The sequence below is a fragment of the Pseudonocardia alaniniphila genome (assembly GCF_022524485.1).
Taxonomy (GTDB): Bacteria; Actinomycetota; Actinomycetes; order Mycobacteriales; family Pseudonocardiaceae; genus Pseudonocardia; species Pseudonocardia alaniniphila.
In genome coordinates, this window is record NZ_JAKXMK010000012.1 from 226,725 (window position 1) to 243,773 (window position 17,049).

A 17,049-nucleotide genomic window follows, 5' to 3' on the forward strand; every position below is an offset into this window, starting at 1 on the left:
CGGATTTGGCCGTTGGCTCAGGACATGGGCGGTGTTCTCGCCCTCACGCCATCCTGACGCGGGTCATCCGGCGCTCGTGCCCACCCACGTCCTACGCTCCGGACATGCCACCGAGAGATGGCCGATGAGGGGCGTCTGGACGGCCCAGCAGGTGCGGGAGTCGGAAGCCGTGCTCCTGGGCCGCACGGCCGAAGGCGCGCTCATGCGGCGTGCTGCGTTCGGGCTCGCGGTGCATGCACGCCGGATGCTCGCGCGGAGCGGGCAGGTGAGCGGCCGTCGGGTGGCGCTCCTCGTCGGCGCGGGCAACAACGGCGGCGACGCGCTCTGGGCCGGGGTGGAGCTGCGCAGGCGCGGCGTCGGCGTCACTGCGGTGCTGCTCGACGTGGCCCGCGCCCACCCTGAAGGTCTCGCTGCGCTGCGCCGTGCGGGGGGCCGTTTCGTCGACGTGGACGCCGGCCTGGTGGCCGCGCTCGGGGCCGACCTGGTGATCGACGGCATCGTCGGCATCTCCGGGCGCGGGCCGTTGCGCGAGCCCGCGGCGCGCCTGGTCGCCGCGGTGGACCACGCGGGTGTGCCCGTGCTGGCCGTCGACCTGCCCAGCGGTGTGGACCCCGACACCGGCGCGGTCGACGGCCCTGCCGTCACGGCCACGGCGACCGTCACGTTCGGTGCACTCAAACCGGTTCATGTGCTCGCAGCCCACCGATGTGGCGAGGTGCACCTGGTCGACATCGGGCTCGGACCGCTGCTGCCAGGGCCGTACGCCGAGGTCCTCGACCCTGCCGACGTCGCCGCTCGCTGGCCGGTCCCCGGCCCGGCGGACGACAAGTACACGCAGGGTGTCGTGGGTATCGCCGCCGGCTCGGCGACCTACCCCGGCGCTGCAGTGCTGTCCGCCGGGGCAGCCGCCCTTGCCACGAGCGGCATGGTCCGTTTCGCCGGAACCGCAGCCTCGCTCGTCCGGGACCCGTGGCCGGAGATCGTCGCCACCGATTCGATCGTCGACGCGGGGCAGACCCAGGCCTGGGCCGTCGGGCCGGGTATCGGCACGGACGACGCCGGCCTTGCCGTGCTGTCCGAGGCCATCGGCCGCAACGTCCCGCTCTGCATCGACGCCGACGGGATCTCCCTGCTCGCCCTGCACCCCGATCTCCGTGCGGTGCTGCGGGGGAGGCCGGTACTGATCACGCCGCACGACCGCGAGTTCGCGCGCATCGCAGGTGAGGTCGGCAGCGACCGGGTCGCGGCTGCCCGCCGGGCTGCGGCCGAACTCGGCATCACCGTGCTGCTCAAGGGAAACGCCACCGTGGTCGCCGATCCGCATGGGCGAGCGCTGGTACACCCGTCGACGTCCTCGTGGGCGGCAACCGCCGGTTCCGGAGACGTGCTCACCGGGATCATCGGTGCGCTGCTGGCCGCCGGGCTCGAGCCGTGGTGGGCGGCGGGGTGCGGGACCCACGTGCACGGGCTCGCGTCCGTGCTGGCCGCGCGCGGCGCGCCGGCCCCGGCGTCGAGGCTGCAGGCGGCGATTCCGGCGGCGATCCGCGCGATCCGAGGTATATGAGTTCCTACCGGCCGCCCGACGTCTCGCGGGCCGACTCGCGGGTGGAGTTCGGGCCGACGCACGGGTGGAGTTCGGGCGACTCGCAGGCCGGTTCCGGACGAATCGCGCGGATTCGGGCCGACCCGCGGACCAGCGCCGGGGCAGCTCGCGAGCAGGATTCGGGCGGCTCGTGGACCAGTGCCGGGGCAGCTCGCGAGCAGGGTTGGGCGGCTCGCGGACCGGTGCTGCGCGGCGGGCCGGTGGGGTTGGGCGGCTCGCGGACCGGTGCCGGGCGACTCGCGGGTGGGATTGGGCGGCTCGCGGGCGGCGCGGGTGGCTCGCCGGGTTGTCGGCGGACGGGGGGATCTCGGCCGATCTGGGATCCGATCATCGCTCTGTCCGCGATGTGACGGTCATGGATGAGATGATGAGGACGTGGTCGATCTGCCGGTGAGCGCGCGTGCGGAGGCCGTCGTCGATCTCGACGCCATCCGGCACAACATCGAGGTCCTGCGGGCCGCCACGGCTCCCGGCGCGGCTGTGATGGCCGTCGTGAAGTCGGATGGTTACGGTCACGGCGCCGTAGCCGTCGGTCGCGCCGCACTGGAGGCCGGCGCCACCTGGCTGGGCGTGTGCACCCTCGAGGAGGCCATGCAGCTGCGGCACGGTGGGATCACCGCGCCGGTGCTGTGCTGGCTGCACCTCCCGGACGACGACTTCACCGAGGCGGTGGCCGCGGGTGTCGACCTGTCGATCTCGTCACGCCGCCATCTCGCCGGGGTGCTGGCCGGTGCGCGCCGCGCGGGGCGACCTGCCCGGTTGCATCTGAAGGCCGACACCGGGGCCACCCGTGGTGGCGCCCAGCCCACCGACTGGCCCGACCTGCTCGACGATGCCACGAAGGCCGTTGCCGACGGGATCGCCGAGGTCGTCGCGGTCTGGTCCCACCTGGCGAACGCCGACGTCCCGGACCACCCGAGCAACGACCTGCAGAAAGCCCGGCTCACCACGGCGTGGCAGGCAGCCAAGGAGCGCGGCCTGTCGCCGATCCGGCATCTCGCCAACTCCGCGGCCACGCTCACCCGCCCCGACATGCACTTCGACCTCGTGCGTCCTGGTATCGCCGTCTACGGGCTCGACCCGCTGGACCGCCAGCCGGCGCGCAGCCCGTTGCGGCCCGCGATGACGCTCCGGTGCAAGGTGGCGCTGGTGAAGCGGGTACCGGCAGGGGAGGGCGTCTCGTACGGGCACGAATGGACCACACCGGGCGAGACCACTCTCGCGCTGCTCCCGATCGGCTACGCCGATGGCGTGCCTCGCAGGCTCGGGCGCGACGGGCGCATGCAGGTGCTGCTCGGCGGTGTCGTCCGTCCCGTCGTCGGCAGGGTGTGCATGGACCAGGTGATGGTGGACTGCGGCGACGACCCGGTCCGTGAGGGGGATGCCGCGGTGCTCTTCGGTTCAGGTGACCACGGCGAGCCAACCGCGCAGGACTGGGCGGACGAGCTAGGCACGATCCACTACGAGATCGTCACGGGCCTCCACTGGCGCCGTATCACCCGCACCGTGGTCGGCACCGGGGCGCCGTCGTGAACCGGGGGCAGGTCTGGGGTGCTGCCGCCGGAGCGGCGGGTGCGGCCGTCACAGGGGTCGCAGTCGGCGTAGCCGCGCGCAAGCGGTCGCAGATCGCCGCTGAGCGGCGCCGTCTCGCCACCCAGCTCGCCGAGATCGAGCCAGGGCCCGGAAGTGGTCCTGTGAGCGAGGCGTCCTCGGTCACCGCCGACGACGGTGTGCGGCTCTCGTGCGAGGAGGTCGAGGCGCCGGGCGGCAACCCGTCGCTCACGGTCGTGCTCGTCCACGGGTTCGCGCTCGACCGTCGCACCTGGCACTTCCAGCGGCGGTCCCTCCCCATGCTCACGGACCCCTCCGTGCGGCTCGTGCTCTACGACCAGCGCAGCCACGGCCGGTCCGAGCGGGCTCCGCGGGAGAGCTGCACGATCGAGCAGCTCGGCCACGATCTCGACGCGGTCATCCGGGCGCTCGCGCCAGAGGGGCCCCTCGTCCTCGTGGGCCACTCGATGGGCGGCATGACGATCATGGCGCTCGCGGAGCAGAATCCCGCGCTGTTCGCCGAACGCGTGGCCGGTGTGGCGCTGGTGTCCACGTCGGCGGGCGAGGTGGCCAGCGGTGGGCTCTCCGGCACGCTGCTGTCGCGGCACAACCCGCTCACCCGCGTTGTCGGGCTGGCAGCCCGGCTCCAGCCGAAGCTCGTGGAGGGTGTCCGGAAGGCGGCGGGCGACGTGATCTGGGCGATCACGCGCAGCTTCGCCTACGGCGACAGAAACGTCGCGCCCTGCCTGGTCGACCTCGTCGACGAGATGATCAGCGCCAACGCGGTCGATGCGCTCACCGACTTCGCCGACACCGTCGGCAGCCACAACCGGGTCGCCGCACTGCCCGCGCTCGCCACTTGCGAGCTGCTCGTCGCGGCAGGCGACGCCGATCGCGTCATCCCGTTCTCCCACAGCGACGTGATCGCGGCGGAACTGCCGGACGTCACGCTCGTGCGGTTCGACGGGGTGGGGCATCTGCCGATGCTGGAGCAGCCGGCAGCCATGGACGAGGCGCTGGTCGACCTGCTGCGCCGCAGCGCGGTCCGGAGCGCGCCCAACGGATTGCGGCGGCGCGCATGACGCAGCAGGCGAAGGACCCGGTCGAGCTCGACGTCGAGATGGAGCTGCCCGCGGCCGCCGACACCGAGGAGCTCGGCGAGCGGCTGGCCGGCGGGCTCAAGGCAGGCGACCTGGTGGTGCTGTCGGGGCCGCTGGGGGCGGGCAAGACCGCCCTCGTCCGGGGCCTGGCGCGCGGGCTGGGCGTGGCGGGTCCGATCACGTCGCCGACGTTCGTGATCGCCCGTGAGCACCGTCCGCTCCCCGGCGGAGCCGGTGTACCGCTCGTGCACGTCGACGCCTACCGGCTCGGCGGCGCCGCGGAGCTGGACGACCTCGACCTCGACACCGACCTGGCAGAGGCAGTGGTGGCCGTCGAGTGGGGCGAGGGCGTGGCCGAGCGGCTCGCGGAGCGCCACCTGCTGGTGCGGATCACCCGCCGCCCCGACGACGTACGGGTCGCGAGCGTCCACCGGGTGGAGGCGGCGTGATCGACACGGTGATCTTCGACTGGGGTGGAACGCTCACCCCATGGGCCACCGTCGACCACCTCGCCGGTTGGCGGCGCCTCGCCGACGTCCTGCACGCCGACGACCCCGACCGCGCCGAGGTGTTCGCGGCAGCGCTCCTGGCCGCCGACGAGGCCCGCTGGATGACGGTGCGCGACGAGCACCGTGCGTTCACGCTTGCCCACGTGCTGGCCGACGCGGCCGATGGCGCCGACCACCCGCGCGAGCGGTACGAGGCCGCGCTCGAGGCGTACCGCGAGTACTGGGTGCAGTACACGGCCACCGACCCGGACGTCGCCCCGATGCTCGCCGCGCTTCGCGAGCGCGGTCTCAAGCTCGGGGTGCTGTCCTCCACGGCATGGCCCCGGGAATGGCACGAGGAGCTCTTCCGCCGTGACGGCGTGCTGGATCTCTTCGACGCCTGCGTGTGGACCAGCGAGCTGCCCTGGACGAAGCCGCACCCCACCGCCTTCCACGCCGCCATGAGCGCCGTCGGAGCCACCGACCCCGCCCGCTGCGTGTACGTGGGCGACCGGCCCTACGACGACATCAGCGGGGCCAAGGGCGTGGGAATGCGTGCAGTGCTCGTGCCGCACTCGGACATCCCGGCTGTGCAGCACGTGGCGGTGGACGTGCAGCCCGACGGCGTGATCCAGCGCCTCGCCGACCTCCCGGAGTTGCTCGCCGACTGGTGAGCGTCGCTCCCACACCACGGAGGTGGGGCTGCCCCGTCCGACCGCCCTCGGCGGCACGCTCGTAGGCTCGACCTGTGCTCGTGCTTGCTCTTGACACTTCGACGCCCGCCGTCACGGCGGGCGTTGTCGAGCTGACGGGCAACGCCGTCGTCCAGCGATCCGTCCGGGTCGCACACGACGCCCGCAAGCACGCCGAGCTCCTCATGCCGGAGGTGCTGGGCGCCTGCGCCGACGCCGGTGTGACGATGCGCGATGTCGACGCCGTCGTCACCGGCACCGGGCCCGGCCCGTTCACCGGCCTGCGCGTCGGCATGGTCACCGCCGCCGCGCTCGGTGACGCTCTCGGCATCCCGGTCCACGGCGTCTGCTCGCTGGACGCGATCGCCGCCGCGTCGCTCGCCGGGGGTCCCGTTCCCGACGGCCCCCTTCTCGTCGTCACCGATGCCCGTCGGCGTGAGGTGTACTGGGCGCTCTACGACGGCGAGGGTGGCCGCATCAGCGGTCCGCATGTCGAGACCCCCGCCGTCCTGACGGCCCGGGTCGACGCCCTGGGCGCGGTCGCCGCAGCGGGTGGCTCGGCCGCGCTCGTCGGCCTCCCCGAGTGGGAGCCGGCGTCACCGTCGCCCGCCGGGCTGGTTGCGGTGGCGGCTCCTGTGCTGCGCTCCGGGGTGCTTCCTGGCCCCCTCGAGCCGCTCTACCTGCGCCGACCCGACGCCGTGGAGCCCGGCGCCCGCAAGCGGGTGAGTGAACCCGCGGGCAGGAGCGCCGGATGACGGCCACCGTGCCCGCGATCGACGCGCTGCGCCTGGCTGACGCGGAGCGTTGCGCGGAGCTGGAGAAGTTGCTCTTCCCCGGCGACGACCCGTGGAGCGCGCCGGCGTTTCGTGAGGAGCTGCGCGCGGGCCACCACTACCTCGCCGCGCGCGACGGCGATCGGCTCGTGGGCTACGCCGGACTCGCGTTCGTGGCCGGTCCACCGTTCGCGGAGGCGGAGATCCACACCATCGGCGTCGACCCGGGGTACCAGCGGCGCGGGATCGGGCGGGAGCTGCTGCGCGGACTGCTCGCGGTGGCCGACGCGGAGCGTGCCACGGTGTTCCTGGAGGTCCGCACCGACAACGAGGCGGCCCGCAGGCTGTACGAGGACGAGGGATTCACGGTGGTCGGCCTGCGCAAGCGGTACTACCGGCCCAGCGGGGCCGACGCCCACACGATGCGGCGGGAGCCGGCAGCATGATCGTTCTCGGTATCGAGACCTCCTGCGACGAGACCGGCATCGGGGTGGTGCGCGCCGAGCCGGGCGGGAGCGTCACGCTCCTGGCCAATGAGGTCGCCTCCAGCGTGGAGGAGCACGCGCGCTTCGGCGGGGTCGTTCCCGAGGTCGCCTCGCGGGCGCACCTGCAGGCGATGGTGCCCGCTGCGCACCGCGCGCTCGCCACCGCCGGGGTGACCGGCCGCGACGTCGAGGCCGTGGCCGTCACAGCGGGTCCGGGACTCACCGGAGCCCTGCTCGTCGGCGTCGCCGCCGCCAAGGCCTACGCCGCCGCGTGGGACGTGCCGCTGTACGGGGTCAACCACCTCGCCGCGCACGTCGCCGTCGACACGCTGCAGCACGGGCCCCTGCCGCCGTGCCTCGCGCTGCTGGTGTCCGGCGGCCACTCGAGCCTCCTCGACGTCCCCGATCTCGCCGGGCCGGTCACCCCGCTGGGTGCCACGATCGACGACGCTGCCGGTGAGGCGTTCGACAAGGTCGCGCGGCTGCTCGGACTGCCGTTCCCCGGCGGTCCGCACATCGACCGCGTGGCCAGGGACGGCGACCGGGGAGCCGTGGCGTTCCCGCGCGGCCTCACCGGGCCCCGCGACGCCCCGTTCGACTTCTCCTTCTCCGGGCTCAAAACTGCTGTCGCGCGGCACGTCGAGGCGCTGGAACGGGCCGGCACGCCCGTGCCGGTCGCCGACGTGGCCGCGAGCTTCCAGGAGGCCGTGGTCGACGTCCTCACGGCGAAGGCCGTGCGGGCTGCCCGGGAGCGGGGGATGGACACGGTGCTGCTCGGCGGTGGGGTCGCCGCCAACTCCAGGCTGCGCGAGCTGGCGCAGGAGCGCTGTGCCGCCGCGGGCATCGCGCTGCGGGTGCCGCGGCCGGGGTTGTGCACCGACAACGGGGCCATGGTCGCCGCGCTGGGCGCGCACCTGCTCGTGGCGGGCGCGCAGCCCTCGTCGCTGCAACTGCCGGCCGACTCGTCGCTCCCGGTGACCGAAGTCCTGGTCTGATCGCCGGTTTTTCGAACCCTTTCCGAATTGGCTGCAACTTTCCGGATGCGGTTTCCGGGTGATCCGATCGACCGCATTGATTACGGAACCAAGACATCTCTCGCGAATTGCGGGCGATGTAGATCCCATCGCCTTGACTCCCCGATCGTCCCAGCTACCGTTGGTCGTTCAATGCTCAACAATCAGTGATGGGAGTCGGAAATGAGTGCGGCCCTCAATACCGACGATCTGCGTGGAACGCGGTCATTCGTTCCGCTGGATCGATCGCTGCGGCGATTGCACGGCGCAGCGGTGGTGCGGATCCTCTTCGGCGTCCTCTGGGCGATAGACGCCATTTTCAAATGGCTCCCCGGTTTTATCCACGGCCAGACCCTCGGTCACGAGCTCGATGAGTCGAAGGTCCCGGTCCCGGTGCTGCATCAGTGGGTGCAGATGTGGCACAGCACTGCCTCGACGAGCCCGGGAGCGTTCGCAGTCGTCACCGCCATCGTCGAGTCGCTGATCGCGGTGGCCCTGATCCTCGGGTTCCTCTCGAATCTCACGTTCATCGTCACCGCCGTGTGGTCCTTCGGCATCTGGACCTCCGCGGAGCACCTGCACATGCCGTTCACGACAGGCATGACCGATCTCGGGCCGTCGATCGGCTACATCTTCGCCGCGCTTGCGTTGTTCTTCGCCGGGGCGGGAGCCACCTGGAGCGTGGACGCGGTGATCCGCCCGCGCCTGGGACGCTTCGCATCCCTCGCCGGCTCGGCCGGCTGACAGCGGCCCCCCGGCACCGCCGGGGCCGTGGCCGGCACCGCCGCCGGCCACGGATCGTCCCGATCAGTTCCGATCAGTCGCTGACGTGACGCAGCAGCCGCAGCTCGTCGTCGGTGAGGCGCAGCTCCAGCATCGGGAGCAGGTCGGCCAGCTGCTCGGTGGTGCGGGCGCTGGCGATGGGAGCGGCCACGGTGGGCTGGTCGGCCAGCCAGGCAAGCGAGACAGCGGCGACGGGCACGTTGTGACCGGCCGCGATCTCGTCGAGCACCGCCAGCACGCGCAGCCCGCGGTCGTCCAGATACTCCCGCGCTCCCTCGGCGCGGACGCTCTCAACGGTGGTGTCCGGCCGGTACTTGCCGGTCAGGAAGCCCTTGGCCAGCCCGAAGTACGGCAGGCACGCGAGGTCCTGCTCGGCGAGCAGCGGCGCGAGGGACGTCTCGAAGTCGGCCCGCTCGAGCAGGTTGTAGTGCGGCTGCAGGGCGACGTAGCGCGTGAGCCCGTCGCGGTCGGAGATCTCCAGCGCGGAGCGCAGCCGCTCGGCCGTGAAGTTGGACGCGCCGATCGCCCGGACCTTCCCCGCCCGGACCAGGCTGTCGAAGGCGTCGAGGGTTTCCTCCTGCGCGGTCTCCGGGTCGTCACGGTGTGCGTAGTAGAGGTCGATCCGGTCGGTCTGCAGCCGGCGCAGCGAGTCCTCCACGGCTGCCGTGATGTTGGCGCGCGAGAGCCCCGGCCGCTCGGGCCACGAGCCGACCTTCGTGGCGATCACCATGTCGTCGCGGTTGCCGCGGGCGGCCAGCCACTCGCCGATGATCGTCTCGGACTCACCGCCCGAGTTGCCGGGCGCTCTCCACATGTACGAGTCGGCCGTGTCGACGAAGTTCCCGCCCGCCGCCACGTACGCATCGAGGACCGCGAACGAGGTGTGCCGGTCCGCCGACCAACCGAACACGTTGCCGCCCAGACACAGCCGGGTCACATCCAGGTCAGAGCCGATCTTCGCCATGCTTGCGACTCTACGACCGTGTGCGGATAAGAGTGCCGCAGCACTCGTATCCGCACACAGTTCACGCCTTGTTCAGGCCGGGCTTGCGGTCCTCCACCACGAACGTCCCCCGGGTCTCGACGGGGGCGCCGGGCTGCTTCACGAACGGCACCACGCGGAAGTCGGCGGTGACCTCGTTCGCCGTGAACTGCGTGCGCACGTAGCCGCGACGGTTGTTGTAGAAGTGGATGTGCGGGTTGTCGGCGAGCGTGCCCTCCGTGGTGGAGCTGGTCTCCGAACCGTCGCCGCCCGACGTGATCGAGCTCGACACGAGCTCGGATCCGATGACGGGCGCCGCCGGGTCGTCGAAGCGCTGCTTGATGTCGGCGGCCCAGTGCGCATGGACGTCACCGGTCAGCACCAGCAGGTTGCGCGCCTTCGCCGCGGTCCAGGAGTCCACCACGCGGTCGCGCGAACCCGGGTAGCCGTCCCAGGCGTCGGGGTTGAAGCCGCGCCCGGCGCCGGGGGTGAAGTCGACCTGGGAGAAGAACACCTGCTGGCCGAGCACGTCCCAGCGCGCCTGGGAACGCCGGAACTCCTCGGCGATCCACTTCTCCTGCTCTGAGCCGGGCAGCGAGCGCGCCGGGTCGGTGCGCTCCGTGCAGTCGGTGTTGAACTTGTCGTCGCACGGCTGGTCGCCGCGGTACTGGCGGGTGTCGAGCATGTGGAAGCTCGCCATCCGGCCCCACGACACAGTGCGGTATAGCCGCATGTCGATGCCCTTGGGCCGCTGGGCCTTGCGCAGCGGCATGTTCTCCCAGTACGCGCGCAGTGCCGCTTCCCGCCGGGCGAGGAAGTTGGGCTGCGGGGTCTCCGGGTGCTCCGGCACCTCGTCGGCCCAGTTGTTGTCGAGCTCGTGGTCGTCGAATACGACGAGCCAGGGCGCGACGGCGTGGGCGGCCTGCAGGTCGGCGTCGGTCTTGTACTGCGCGTAGCGCTGCCGGTAGTTCCCGAGGGTCTCGGTCTCCGGGCCGACGTGGTCACGCACGTTCCCGCCGGGGGCCTTGTAGTCGCCCGCTGCGTACTCGTACTGGTAGTCGCCCAGATGCAGGATGAGCTCCGGCTCGTCCTCGGCGAGGCGGGCGTAGGCGGTGAAGTAGCCGTGCTCGTACTGCGAGCACGACGTGAAGCACATGGTCAGCTTCTGCATCGCCGACGCGGGCGGCGCGGTGCGGGTGCGGCCGGCGGGGGAGACGGCCTTCCCCGAGCGGAACCGGTAGAAGTACTCACGTCCCGCCTTCAGGCCTGCCAGCTCGACGTGCACGCTGTGGCCCAGCTCCGAACCGGTGGTCTCGACACCCCGGCGCACGATGTCCCGGAAGCCCTCGTCGGAGGCGAGCTCCCACTCGACGTCGGTCTTCCGGTCGCCCATCCCACCGAGTCCGTCCTCGGCCAGCGGGTCGGGCGCGAGGCGCGTCCACAGCACCATCCCGTCCGGTGAGGGCTCCCCGGACGCGACGCCGAGCGTGAACGGGTCGCCGACGGGAGCGGCTGCCGCCGAACCGGCGAACCCGGTGAGGAGGGTGCCGGGCACGGCGAACATGGCGGAGGCGGTCAGCCCCGCCTTCAACACGCCGCGCCGGTTGAAGTTGTAGCTACGCACCGATGTGGTGGGAGGTACGTCTGTGGTCACGGCGAGCAGCGTTGATCATCCTTTCGTGCGCCGGATGGCGCCGACGGCACCGGCCGGTGAACGGGAGGCGAGGTTTGCTCGTTCCGTACGGCTTCGTCCGATCTACTCCGGCCCTCCGAATTTCGGCTCCTGCGCTGCCGTGTGCGTTCAGGGGCTCGCGCGGGATCGGGACGCCGGGCGGCAGCCTTCAGCGCGATCACTCGCCCGTGACCAGCGATGACGTCGTCGAGGGGATGCCGTCGTGGCTCACAGCTACCACTTCGTGTCATAGCGGGCACCGGCGTTGAGACGCTGGCACTCTCATGGGTAGAGTGCCAAACGCACGGCCAGGATGTTCCGGCACCCGCGACGACGGGACCTCCGATGGCTGTCGTCCCTGAACATGTAGGCGAAGGCACGTACCCCAGGAAGGGGAGGTCATCGGCGTGGCAAACATCAAGCCGCTCGAGGACAAGATCGTCGTCCAGGCCAGCGAGGCGGAGACCACGACCGCGTCCGGCATCGTCATCCCGGACACCGCCAAGGAGAAGCCCCAGGAGGGCAAGGTCCTGGCTGTCGGCCCGGGTCGGATCGACGACAACGGCAACCGCGTTCCGCTGGACGTCGCTGTCGGCGACGTCGTCATCTACTCGAAGTACGGCGGCACCGAGGTCAAGTACAACGGCGAGGAGTACCTCATCCTCTCCGCGCGTGACGTCCTCGCGGTCGTCAACTGACGCAGGCAGTTCTGTAGCCGCCGCCCCGGCGGTCCCTCGACCGAGCGGGCCACCGGGGCGGCGCTGTTTCCGGAGAATTAAGAAAGGCAGGACATGCCGAAGCAGATCAGCTTCGACGAGGCGGCGCGGCGCTCGCTCGAGCGCGGAGTCAACCAGCTGGCCGACGCGGTCAAGGTGACCCTCGGCCCGCGTGGCCGTCACGTCGTGCTGGACAAGAAGTTCGGTGGGCCGACCGTCACCAACGACGGTGTCACCATCGCACGCGAGATCGACCTCGACGACCCCTTCGAGAACCTGGGCGCCCAGCTCGCGAAGACCGTCGCCACCAAGACCAACGACGTCGCCGGTGACGGCACCACCACCGCCACCGTGCTCGCCCAGGCCATGGTGGCCGCCGGGCTGCGCAACGTGGCTGCCGGCGCCAACCCGACCGCGCTGGGTCGTGGCATCTCCGCCGCCGCCGAGAAGGTCGCCGAGGTCCTCAAGGCCAAGGCGATCCCGGTCGACGACAAGGAGCACATCGCGCAGGTCGGCACGATCGCCTCCCGTGAGGCCGAGATCGGCAACCTGATCAGCGAGGCGCTCAAGACCGTCGGCAAGGACGGCGTGATCACCATCGAGGAGGGCTCCACGCTCGCCACCGAGCTGGAGATCACCGAGGGCCTGCAGTTCGACAAGGGCTACCTCTCGCCGTACTTCGTCACCGACGCGGAGTCGATGGAAGGCGTGCTGGAGGACCCCTACGTCCTGCTGCACCGCGAGAAGATCAGCGCGATCGCCGACCTGCTCCCGTTGCTGGAGAAGGTGCTCGCCGACGGCAAGCCGCTGCTGATCGTCGCGGAGGACGTCGAGGGCGAGGCGCTGTCCACGCTGGTCGTCAACTCGATCCGCAAGACGATCAAGGTCGTCGCGGTCAAGTCGCCGTTCTTCGGTGACCGCCGCAAGGCCTTCATGGACGACCTCGCCGTCGCCACCGGCGGTACGGTCATCAACCCGGAGGTCGGGCTCAAGCTGTCCGAGGCCGGGCTGGACCTGCTGGGCAAGGTGCGCCGCGCCGTCATCACGAAGGACGCCACCACGCTCGTCGAGGGCGCCGGCTCGAAGGAGGCCATCGAGGGGCGCATCGCGCAGCTCAAGGCCGAGATCGAGGCCACCGACTCGGACTGGGACCGCGAGAAGCTGCAGGAGCGCTTGGCCAAGCTCTCCGGCGGTGTCGCCGTCATCAAGGTCGGTGCCGCCACCGAGACCGCGCTCAAGGAGCGCAAGCACCGCATCGAGGACGCGGTGTCGGCCACCCGGGCCGCGGTCGAGGAGGGCATCGTCCCCGGTGGGGGCGCCTCGCTGGTGCACGCGGCCGCTGAGCTCGAGGGCGGCCTCGGACTGACCGGCGACGAGGCCACCGGTGTGGCGGTCGTCCGCCGGGCGCTCACGGCCCCGCTGTACTGGATCGCCGCCAACGGCGGTCTCGAGGGCGCGGTCGTGATCGGCAAGGTCGCCGACCTGGACTGGGGCCACGGCTTCAACGCTGCCACCCTCACCTATGGCGACCTGATGGCCGACGGCGTGGTCGACCCCGTCAAGGTCACGCGGTCCGCGGTGGTCAACGCCGCGTCGATCGCCCGGATGGTGCTCACCACGGAGAGCGCTGTCGTCGACAAGCCGGAGCCGCCGGAGCCCGCCGCTGCGGGTGGCCACGGCCACGGCCACGGGCACTGACCCACCTGGTGCGCCGAAACGGCGGGCCGACCCTCACCGGGTCGGCCCGCCGTTTGTCGTTGTGTCTCAGTTCGCGCGACTGTGCCTACGGCGGGAGCGCTCGCCAGGCACCCGCAGCCTCCGGTCGTGGCCGCGGATGATCTCTTCGCGCTCGGACTCCGACAGGCCACCCCAGACGCCGTAGGGCTCATGCGCGGTCAGCGCGTGCCGGCGGCACTGCTCGAGGACGGGGCAGTGGTGGCACACCATCTTCGCCCGCGCCTCGCGGTTGGCCCGTGCCGGTCCGCGCTCTCCTTCGGGGTGGAAGAAGAACGCGCTGTCCATCCCGCGGCATGCACCGTGCATCTGCCATTCCCAGATCTCCGTGACCGGGAGCGGAAGCCTTCGGGTGTCCGCCACGTCACTCACCTCGCCCCTGTTCACGCGCTCATCTTCGACGCACGTGGTGTGCCCATCGTAGACCGCGTCAAACGTTGTTCAATGGCCAATCTCGGCTTGCCGCGCCTCGTCGTGACCAGCACGATGAGCCCGTGCAGCCTGAAGCGTGGCCTCCCGCATCCGACGCCGCGGAGCCGTGGCTGAGCGTGGCCGCCGCGGCGCGCAGGCTCGGTGTCGCTCCGGCCACACTCCGCACCTGGGACCGTCGTTACGGGATCGGCCCCACCGAGCACACCCCCGGCCGCCACCGGCGCTACTCCACGGAGGATCTCGCCCGCCTCGAGCTCATGCAGCGCGCGCTGGTGCGCGGGGTGTCTCCCGCGGATGCCGCGGCGTACGCGATGTCCGCTGTGCGGTCTCCTGCCGGCGCCCGACTCGCCGCTGTGGCGGGTAACGGCGGAGCGCCGGCCCGGCCGTCCCACGGCCACAGCGGGCGCGACGACAACGACAGCAGTGTCAACGGCTGCGACGACGGCAGCAACGGCAGCAGCAACGACGGCAATGGCGACAACGGCAATGGCGACGGCCGCGTCCGCGTGGGCGGTCGGGTGCTGCGCCTTCCCGGCGCCGGGCGGGCGGCCCGGGGCCTGGGGCGCGCCGCGCTCGCACTCGACGCGCCCACGGTCTACAGGCTGCTGGAGGAGGCCGTCGCCACGGCCGGTGCCGAGTCCGCGTGGGACGACGTCGTCCGGCCCGTCCTCGCCGCGATCGGCGCGAGATGGGCGCACAACGGGACCGGCGTCGAGATCGAGCATCTCGTCAGCGAGTGCGTCCATCCCGTCTTCGGGGCCCGCGCCGCCGCACTCCGGCCCACAGCTCCCGACGCGCGTCCGATACTGCTGGGCGCGATGCCCGGCGAGCTGCACACACTGCCCCTGGTGGCGCTCTCCGCGGCCCTGGCCGAACGGGGCGTGGTCTGTCGGGGTCTCGGCGCGAACGTGCCTCTGGAGGCCCTTGTGGCGGCGATCCGGCGCACGGCTCCCGTCGCCGTCGTGCTGTGGGCCCAGCAACCCGGCACGGCCGACGCGGACGTGCTGGAGTCGCTGCCCCGTACCAGGCCGCGGTTTCGCACCTTCGTCGCCGGACCGGGCTGGGACGACGTAGAGCTGCCCGAGCGGACCGCGCACCTGCCCTCGCTGCGCGCAGCGACCGCGACGATCAGCGACGCGGTACTGGTGTGACAGCGGTTGCCGCGCCGCCCCGTCTCGCGGCGGTGGCCTTCGGCGCCGAGCCCGGTGCGCCGGTCCGGGTCCGGCCCGGTGAGACGGCCCTCGACCGCTGGCACGTGGCCGTGGCCCTCGGTGGGCAGGGCCGCTACGCCGCGGCGGCCGCCGTCCTGGAGCCCCTGCTGGTGCGTCCCGGTGTCCCGGTGGCGGTGGCGGCGCATGCGGCCGTCACCCTTGCGGCCCATCGCCGCCAGCTCGGCGGGCACGTCGCCGCCCGCCCGTACGACGCGCTGGGTCTGCGTCTGGCCTGCTCCGTTCGGGACGACCCTCGCGGTCTCGCGCTCGCGGCGCGGGTCGATGCGCTGGTCGGGCTGGCCGCCGATGCGGTCGGCACCGCAGCGCCGGAAACCGCGAAACGCCTGCTCTACAGAGCGAACGAGCTACTCGAAAGAGCGAATGCGCAGGTCACGGTTAACGATGGCGGCGAGCACTCCGACTGGGCTGCCGTGGGGGACGAGGCGCGCAGCAACTGGTCGTGGCGGCCGTCCGTCCGGCTGGGATGGGTGCGCGCCGAGTTGGCGCTGGCCTGCGGCGACGCCGCAGGCGCCGTCGAGCCGGCACGGGCCGCCATGGAGTTGGCGCGTGTGTCGGGATCGGTTCGTCACGTGCTCAAGTCCCGGATCGTGCTTGCGGTCGCTGAAGCGGCCGCCGGTGCGAGTTCGACAAAGGCCGTCGCGGAGCTCGATGCGGCGGCGGAGTCGGCCGGGCAATATCAACTGCTCCCACTCGTGTGGCCGGCACGGCTGGCTGCAGCTGATCTTCTCGAGCACGGCGCCACAGTGGCGCGAGACGCAAACGACGGTGTTACCAAGATCTCTCAGGAAGCGGTGAGCGACAGGGTCGACGGCGCGGCACGCCGACGACACGCCGCGCTCGCCACGTTGAGCGTCATTCAGCAGCGCGCAGACCCGATCGGTAGGCGCCTGCTGGGGGAGTCGTACCGGGTACCTGCTCCACCCCCGGTAATGTAATTAGTCCATTCGGTCTTACGTCACCCACATGACCAGTGCCACTCGGCGCAACTCTCCCGAATGGAGGGCACAAACCGGCCCTGATCGTGTCAAGGTGAGCCTGTCTCCCGCCGATGAGGGGGGTGACACATCACCCGGCTGCAGGAAGCTGCAGGAAGGAATCGTCGTGACGACGGTACTCATCTGCGACGATCGTCGCAGCGTCCGCGAAGGCCTGACCCGCGTGATGTCCGCGGTGCCGGGGGTGCACCGGATCGATTGCGTTGCGCATGGGGACGAACTGCTGGCCCGGTTCTCCCGGCAGCCGGTGGACGTGGTCCTGGTCGGCACCCAGCGGGCGGTGCCCACGGGTGTCGAGGCCACGAGGCGGCTGGTCGCCGCCCACCCGCAGGCGAACGTGATCGTGTTCGGAGCCCCCGACGACGCGGGCAGCATCGCCGCCGCCATCGCCGGCGGCGCCCGGGGCTACCTCCGTTGGGACGCGTCGCGTCCGGAATTGGTGGCTGCACTCGCGCACACCCTGGCGAGCACGGCCGTGCCCACACCGCGGGCACCCACCGATCCCGGGGTCCAGCTCACCGAGCGCGAGCTGCAGGTGCTGCGCGGCATGAGCCAGGGCAAGAGCAATGGCCAGATCGGACGAGAGCTCTACCTCTCCGAGGACACGGTCAAGACCCACGCTCGGCGGCTGTTCCGCAAGCTCGGGGTCCGCGACCGCGCTCAGGCGGTTGCCCACGGGTTCCGCCGGGGCCTCGTCTCCTGAGCGTTCCGACCGGCCCTGCTGTCCCGGTGACCGGTGTCCCTCCACGCACTTTGCACTTCCCCGGACGCGTACCCGGGTTGACCGAGCGGGCGACG

Annotated in this window: 17 protein-coding genes; 14 read left to right on the forward strand and 3 right to left on the reverse strand. The window is 71.7% G+C overall.

Annotation, left to right across the window (positions count from 1 at the left end; translation table 11 throughout):
- The first annotated feature begins 124 nt into the window (after window positions 1-124).
- The 9 genes from MMF94_RS16265 to MMF94_RS16305 all read left to right on the forward strand — a co-directional run bounded on the left by MMF94_RS16265 (window position 125) and on the right by MMF94_RS16305 (window position 8,449).
- Complete coding sequence (locus MMF94_RS16265; RefSeq protein ID WP_241037497.1) at window positions 125-1,564, forward strand: NAD(P)H-hydrate epimerase; 1,440 nt, start codon at window positions 125-127, stop codon at window positions 1,562-1,564.
- A gap of 414 nt (window positions 1,565-1,978) precedes the next feature.
- Window positions 1,979-3,136: an alanine racemase gene (alr, locus tag MMF94_RS16270; protein ID WP_241037498.1), complete on the forward strand. Its 1,158-nt coding sequence runs from the start codon at window positions 1,979-1,981 to the stop codon at window positions 3,134-3,136.
- Window positions 3,133-4,236, forward strand: coding sequence for an alpha/beta fold hydrolase (locus MMF94_RS16275; protein WP_241037500.1), 1,104 nt, complete (start codon window positions 3,133-3,135; stop codon window positions 4,234-4,236). The genes alr and MMF94_RS16275 overlap by 4 nt, the downstream gene beginning before the upstream one ends.
- Complete coding sequence (tsaE, locus tag MMF94_RS16280; RefSeq protein ID WP_379660388.1) at window positions 4,233-4,703, forward strand: tRNA (adenosine(37)-N6)-threonylcarbamoyltransferase complex ATPase subunit type 1 TsaE; 471 nt, start codon at window positions 4,233-4,235, stop codon at window positions 4,701-4,703. The genes MMF94_RS16275 and tsaE overlap by 4 nt, the downstream gene beginning before the upstream one ends.
- Entirely contained in the window at window positions 4,700-5,416 is a 717-nt protein-coding gene (locus MMF94_RS16285; RefSeq protein ID WP_241037501.1) for an HAD family hydrolase, read from the forward strand. The genes tsaE and MMF94_RS16285 overlap by 4 nt, the downstream gene beginning before the upstream one ends.
- A gap of 74 nt (window positions 5,417-5,490) precedes the next feature.
- Entirely contained in the window at window positions 5,491-6,189 is a 699-nt protein-coding gene (gene tsaB / locus MMF94_RS16290; RefSeq protein ID WP_241037503.1) for a tRNA (adenosine(37)-N6)-threonylcarbamoyltransferase complex dimerization subunit type 1 TsaB, read from the forward strand.
- The gene (rimI, locus tag MMF94_RS16295) at window positions 6,186-6,653 is read left to right on the forward strand and encodes a ribosomal protein S18-alanine N-acetyltransferase (RefSeq protein WP_241037506.1); all 468 of its coding nucleotides are present in this window, start codon (window positions 6,186-6,188) and stop codon (window positions 6,651-6,653) included. Before tsaB ends, rimI begins: the two co-directional genes overlap by 4 nt.
- On the forward strand, window positions 6,650-7,687 hold the full coding sequence (gene tsaD / locus MMF94_RS16300) for a tRNA (adenosine(37)-N6)-threonylcarbamoyltransferase complex transferase subunit TsaD (protein WP_241037509.1): 1,038 nt from the start codon (window positions 6,650-6,652) through the stop codon (window positions 7,685-7,687). The genes rimI and tsaD overlap by 4 nt, the downstream gene beginning before the upstream one ends.
- Window positions 7,688-7,888: 201 nt before the next feature.
- Window positions 7,889-8,449: a TQO small subunit DoxD gene (locus MMF94_RS16305; RefSeq protein WP_241037511.1), complete on the forward strand. Its 561-nt coding sequence runs from the start codon at window positions 7,889-7,891 to the stop codon at window positions 8,447-8,449.
- 73 nt (window positions 8,450-8,522) lie between these two features.
- Here MMF94_RS16305 and MMF94_RS16310 read toward each other — a convergent pair whose 3' ends face one another.
- Together MMF94_RS16310 and MMF94_RS16315 are read right to left on the reverse strand one after the other, a co-directional pair.
- Window positions 8,523-9,452: an aldo/keto reductase gene (locus MMF94_RS16310; RefSeq protein ID WP_241037513.1), complete on the reverse strand. Its 930-nt coding sequence runs from the start codon at window positions 9,450-9,452 to the stop codon at window positions 8,523-8,525.
- A 61-nt stretch (window positions 9,453-9,513) separates the two neighbouring features.
- Window positions 9,514-11,034, reverse strand: coding sequence for an alkaline phosphatase D family protein (locus MMF94_RS16315; protein ID WP_241037576.1), 1,521 nt, complete (start codon window positions 11,032-11,034; stop codon window positions 9,514-9,516).
- Between the two features lie 515 nt (window positions 11,035-11,549).
- Here MMF94_RS16315 and groES point away from each other — a divergent pair.
- Together groES and groL are read left to right on the forward strand one after the other, a co-directional pair.
- The gene (gene groES, locus MMF94_RS16320; RefSeq protein WP_013677399.1) at window positions 11,550-11,840 is read left to right on the forward strand and encodes a co-chaperone GroES; all 291 of its coding nucleotides are present in this window, start codon (window positions 11,550-11,552) and stop codon (window positions 11,838-11,840) included.
- Between the two features lie 93 nt (window positions 11,841-11,933).
- A complete protein-coding gene (gene groL / locus MMF94_RS16325) occupies window positions 11,934-13,556 on the forward strand; it encodes a chaperonin GroEL (protein WP_241037516.1) in 1,623 nt (540 codons plus the stop codon).
- Window positions 13,557-13,622: 66 nt separating this feature from the next.
- On the opposite strand, the gene MMF94_RS16330 is transcribed toward groL, so the two are convergent.
- A complete protein-coding gene (locus MMF94_RS16330; RefSeq protein WP_277398746.1) occupies window positions 13,623-13,955 on the reverse strand; it encodes a WhiB family transcriptional regulator in 333 nt (110 codons plus the stop codon).
- Window positions 13,956-14,086: 131 nt separating this feature from the next.
- Between MMF94_RS16330 and MMF94_RS16335 the strand changes: the two genes are divergently transcribed.
- From MMF94_RS16335 to MMF94_RS16345, 3 genes are all read left to right on the forward strand, one after another.
- Window positions 14,087-15,175: a MerR family transcriptional regulator gene (locus MMF94_RS16335; protein ID WP_241037517.1), complete on the forward strand. Its 1,089-nt coding sequence runs from the start codon at window positions 14,087-14,089 to the stop codon at window positions 15,173-15,175.
- Window positions 15,172-16,191: a hypothetical protein gene (locus MMF94_RS16340; RefSeq protein WP_241037519.1), complete on the forward strand. Its 1,020-nt coding sequence runs from the start codon at window positions 15,172-15,174 to the stop codon at window positions 16,189-16,191. Before MMF94_RS16335 ends, MMF94_RS16340 begins: the two co-directional genes overlap by 4 nt.
- 166 nt (window positions 16,192-16,357) lie before the next feature.
- The gene (locus MMF94_RS16345) at window positions 16,358-16,954 is read left to right on the forward strand and encodes a response regulator transcription factor (protein ID WP_075942692.1); all 597 of its coding nucleotides are present in this window, start codon (window positions 16,358-16,360) and stop codon (window positions 16,952-16,954) included.
- The last annotated feature ends 95 nt before the right edge of the window (window positions 16,955-17,049 follow it).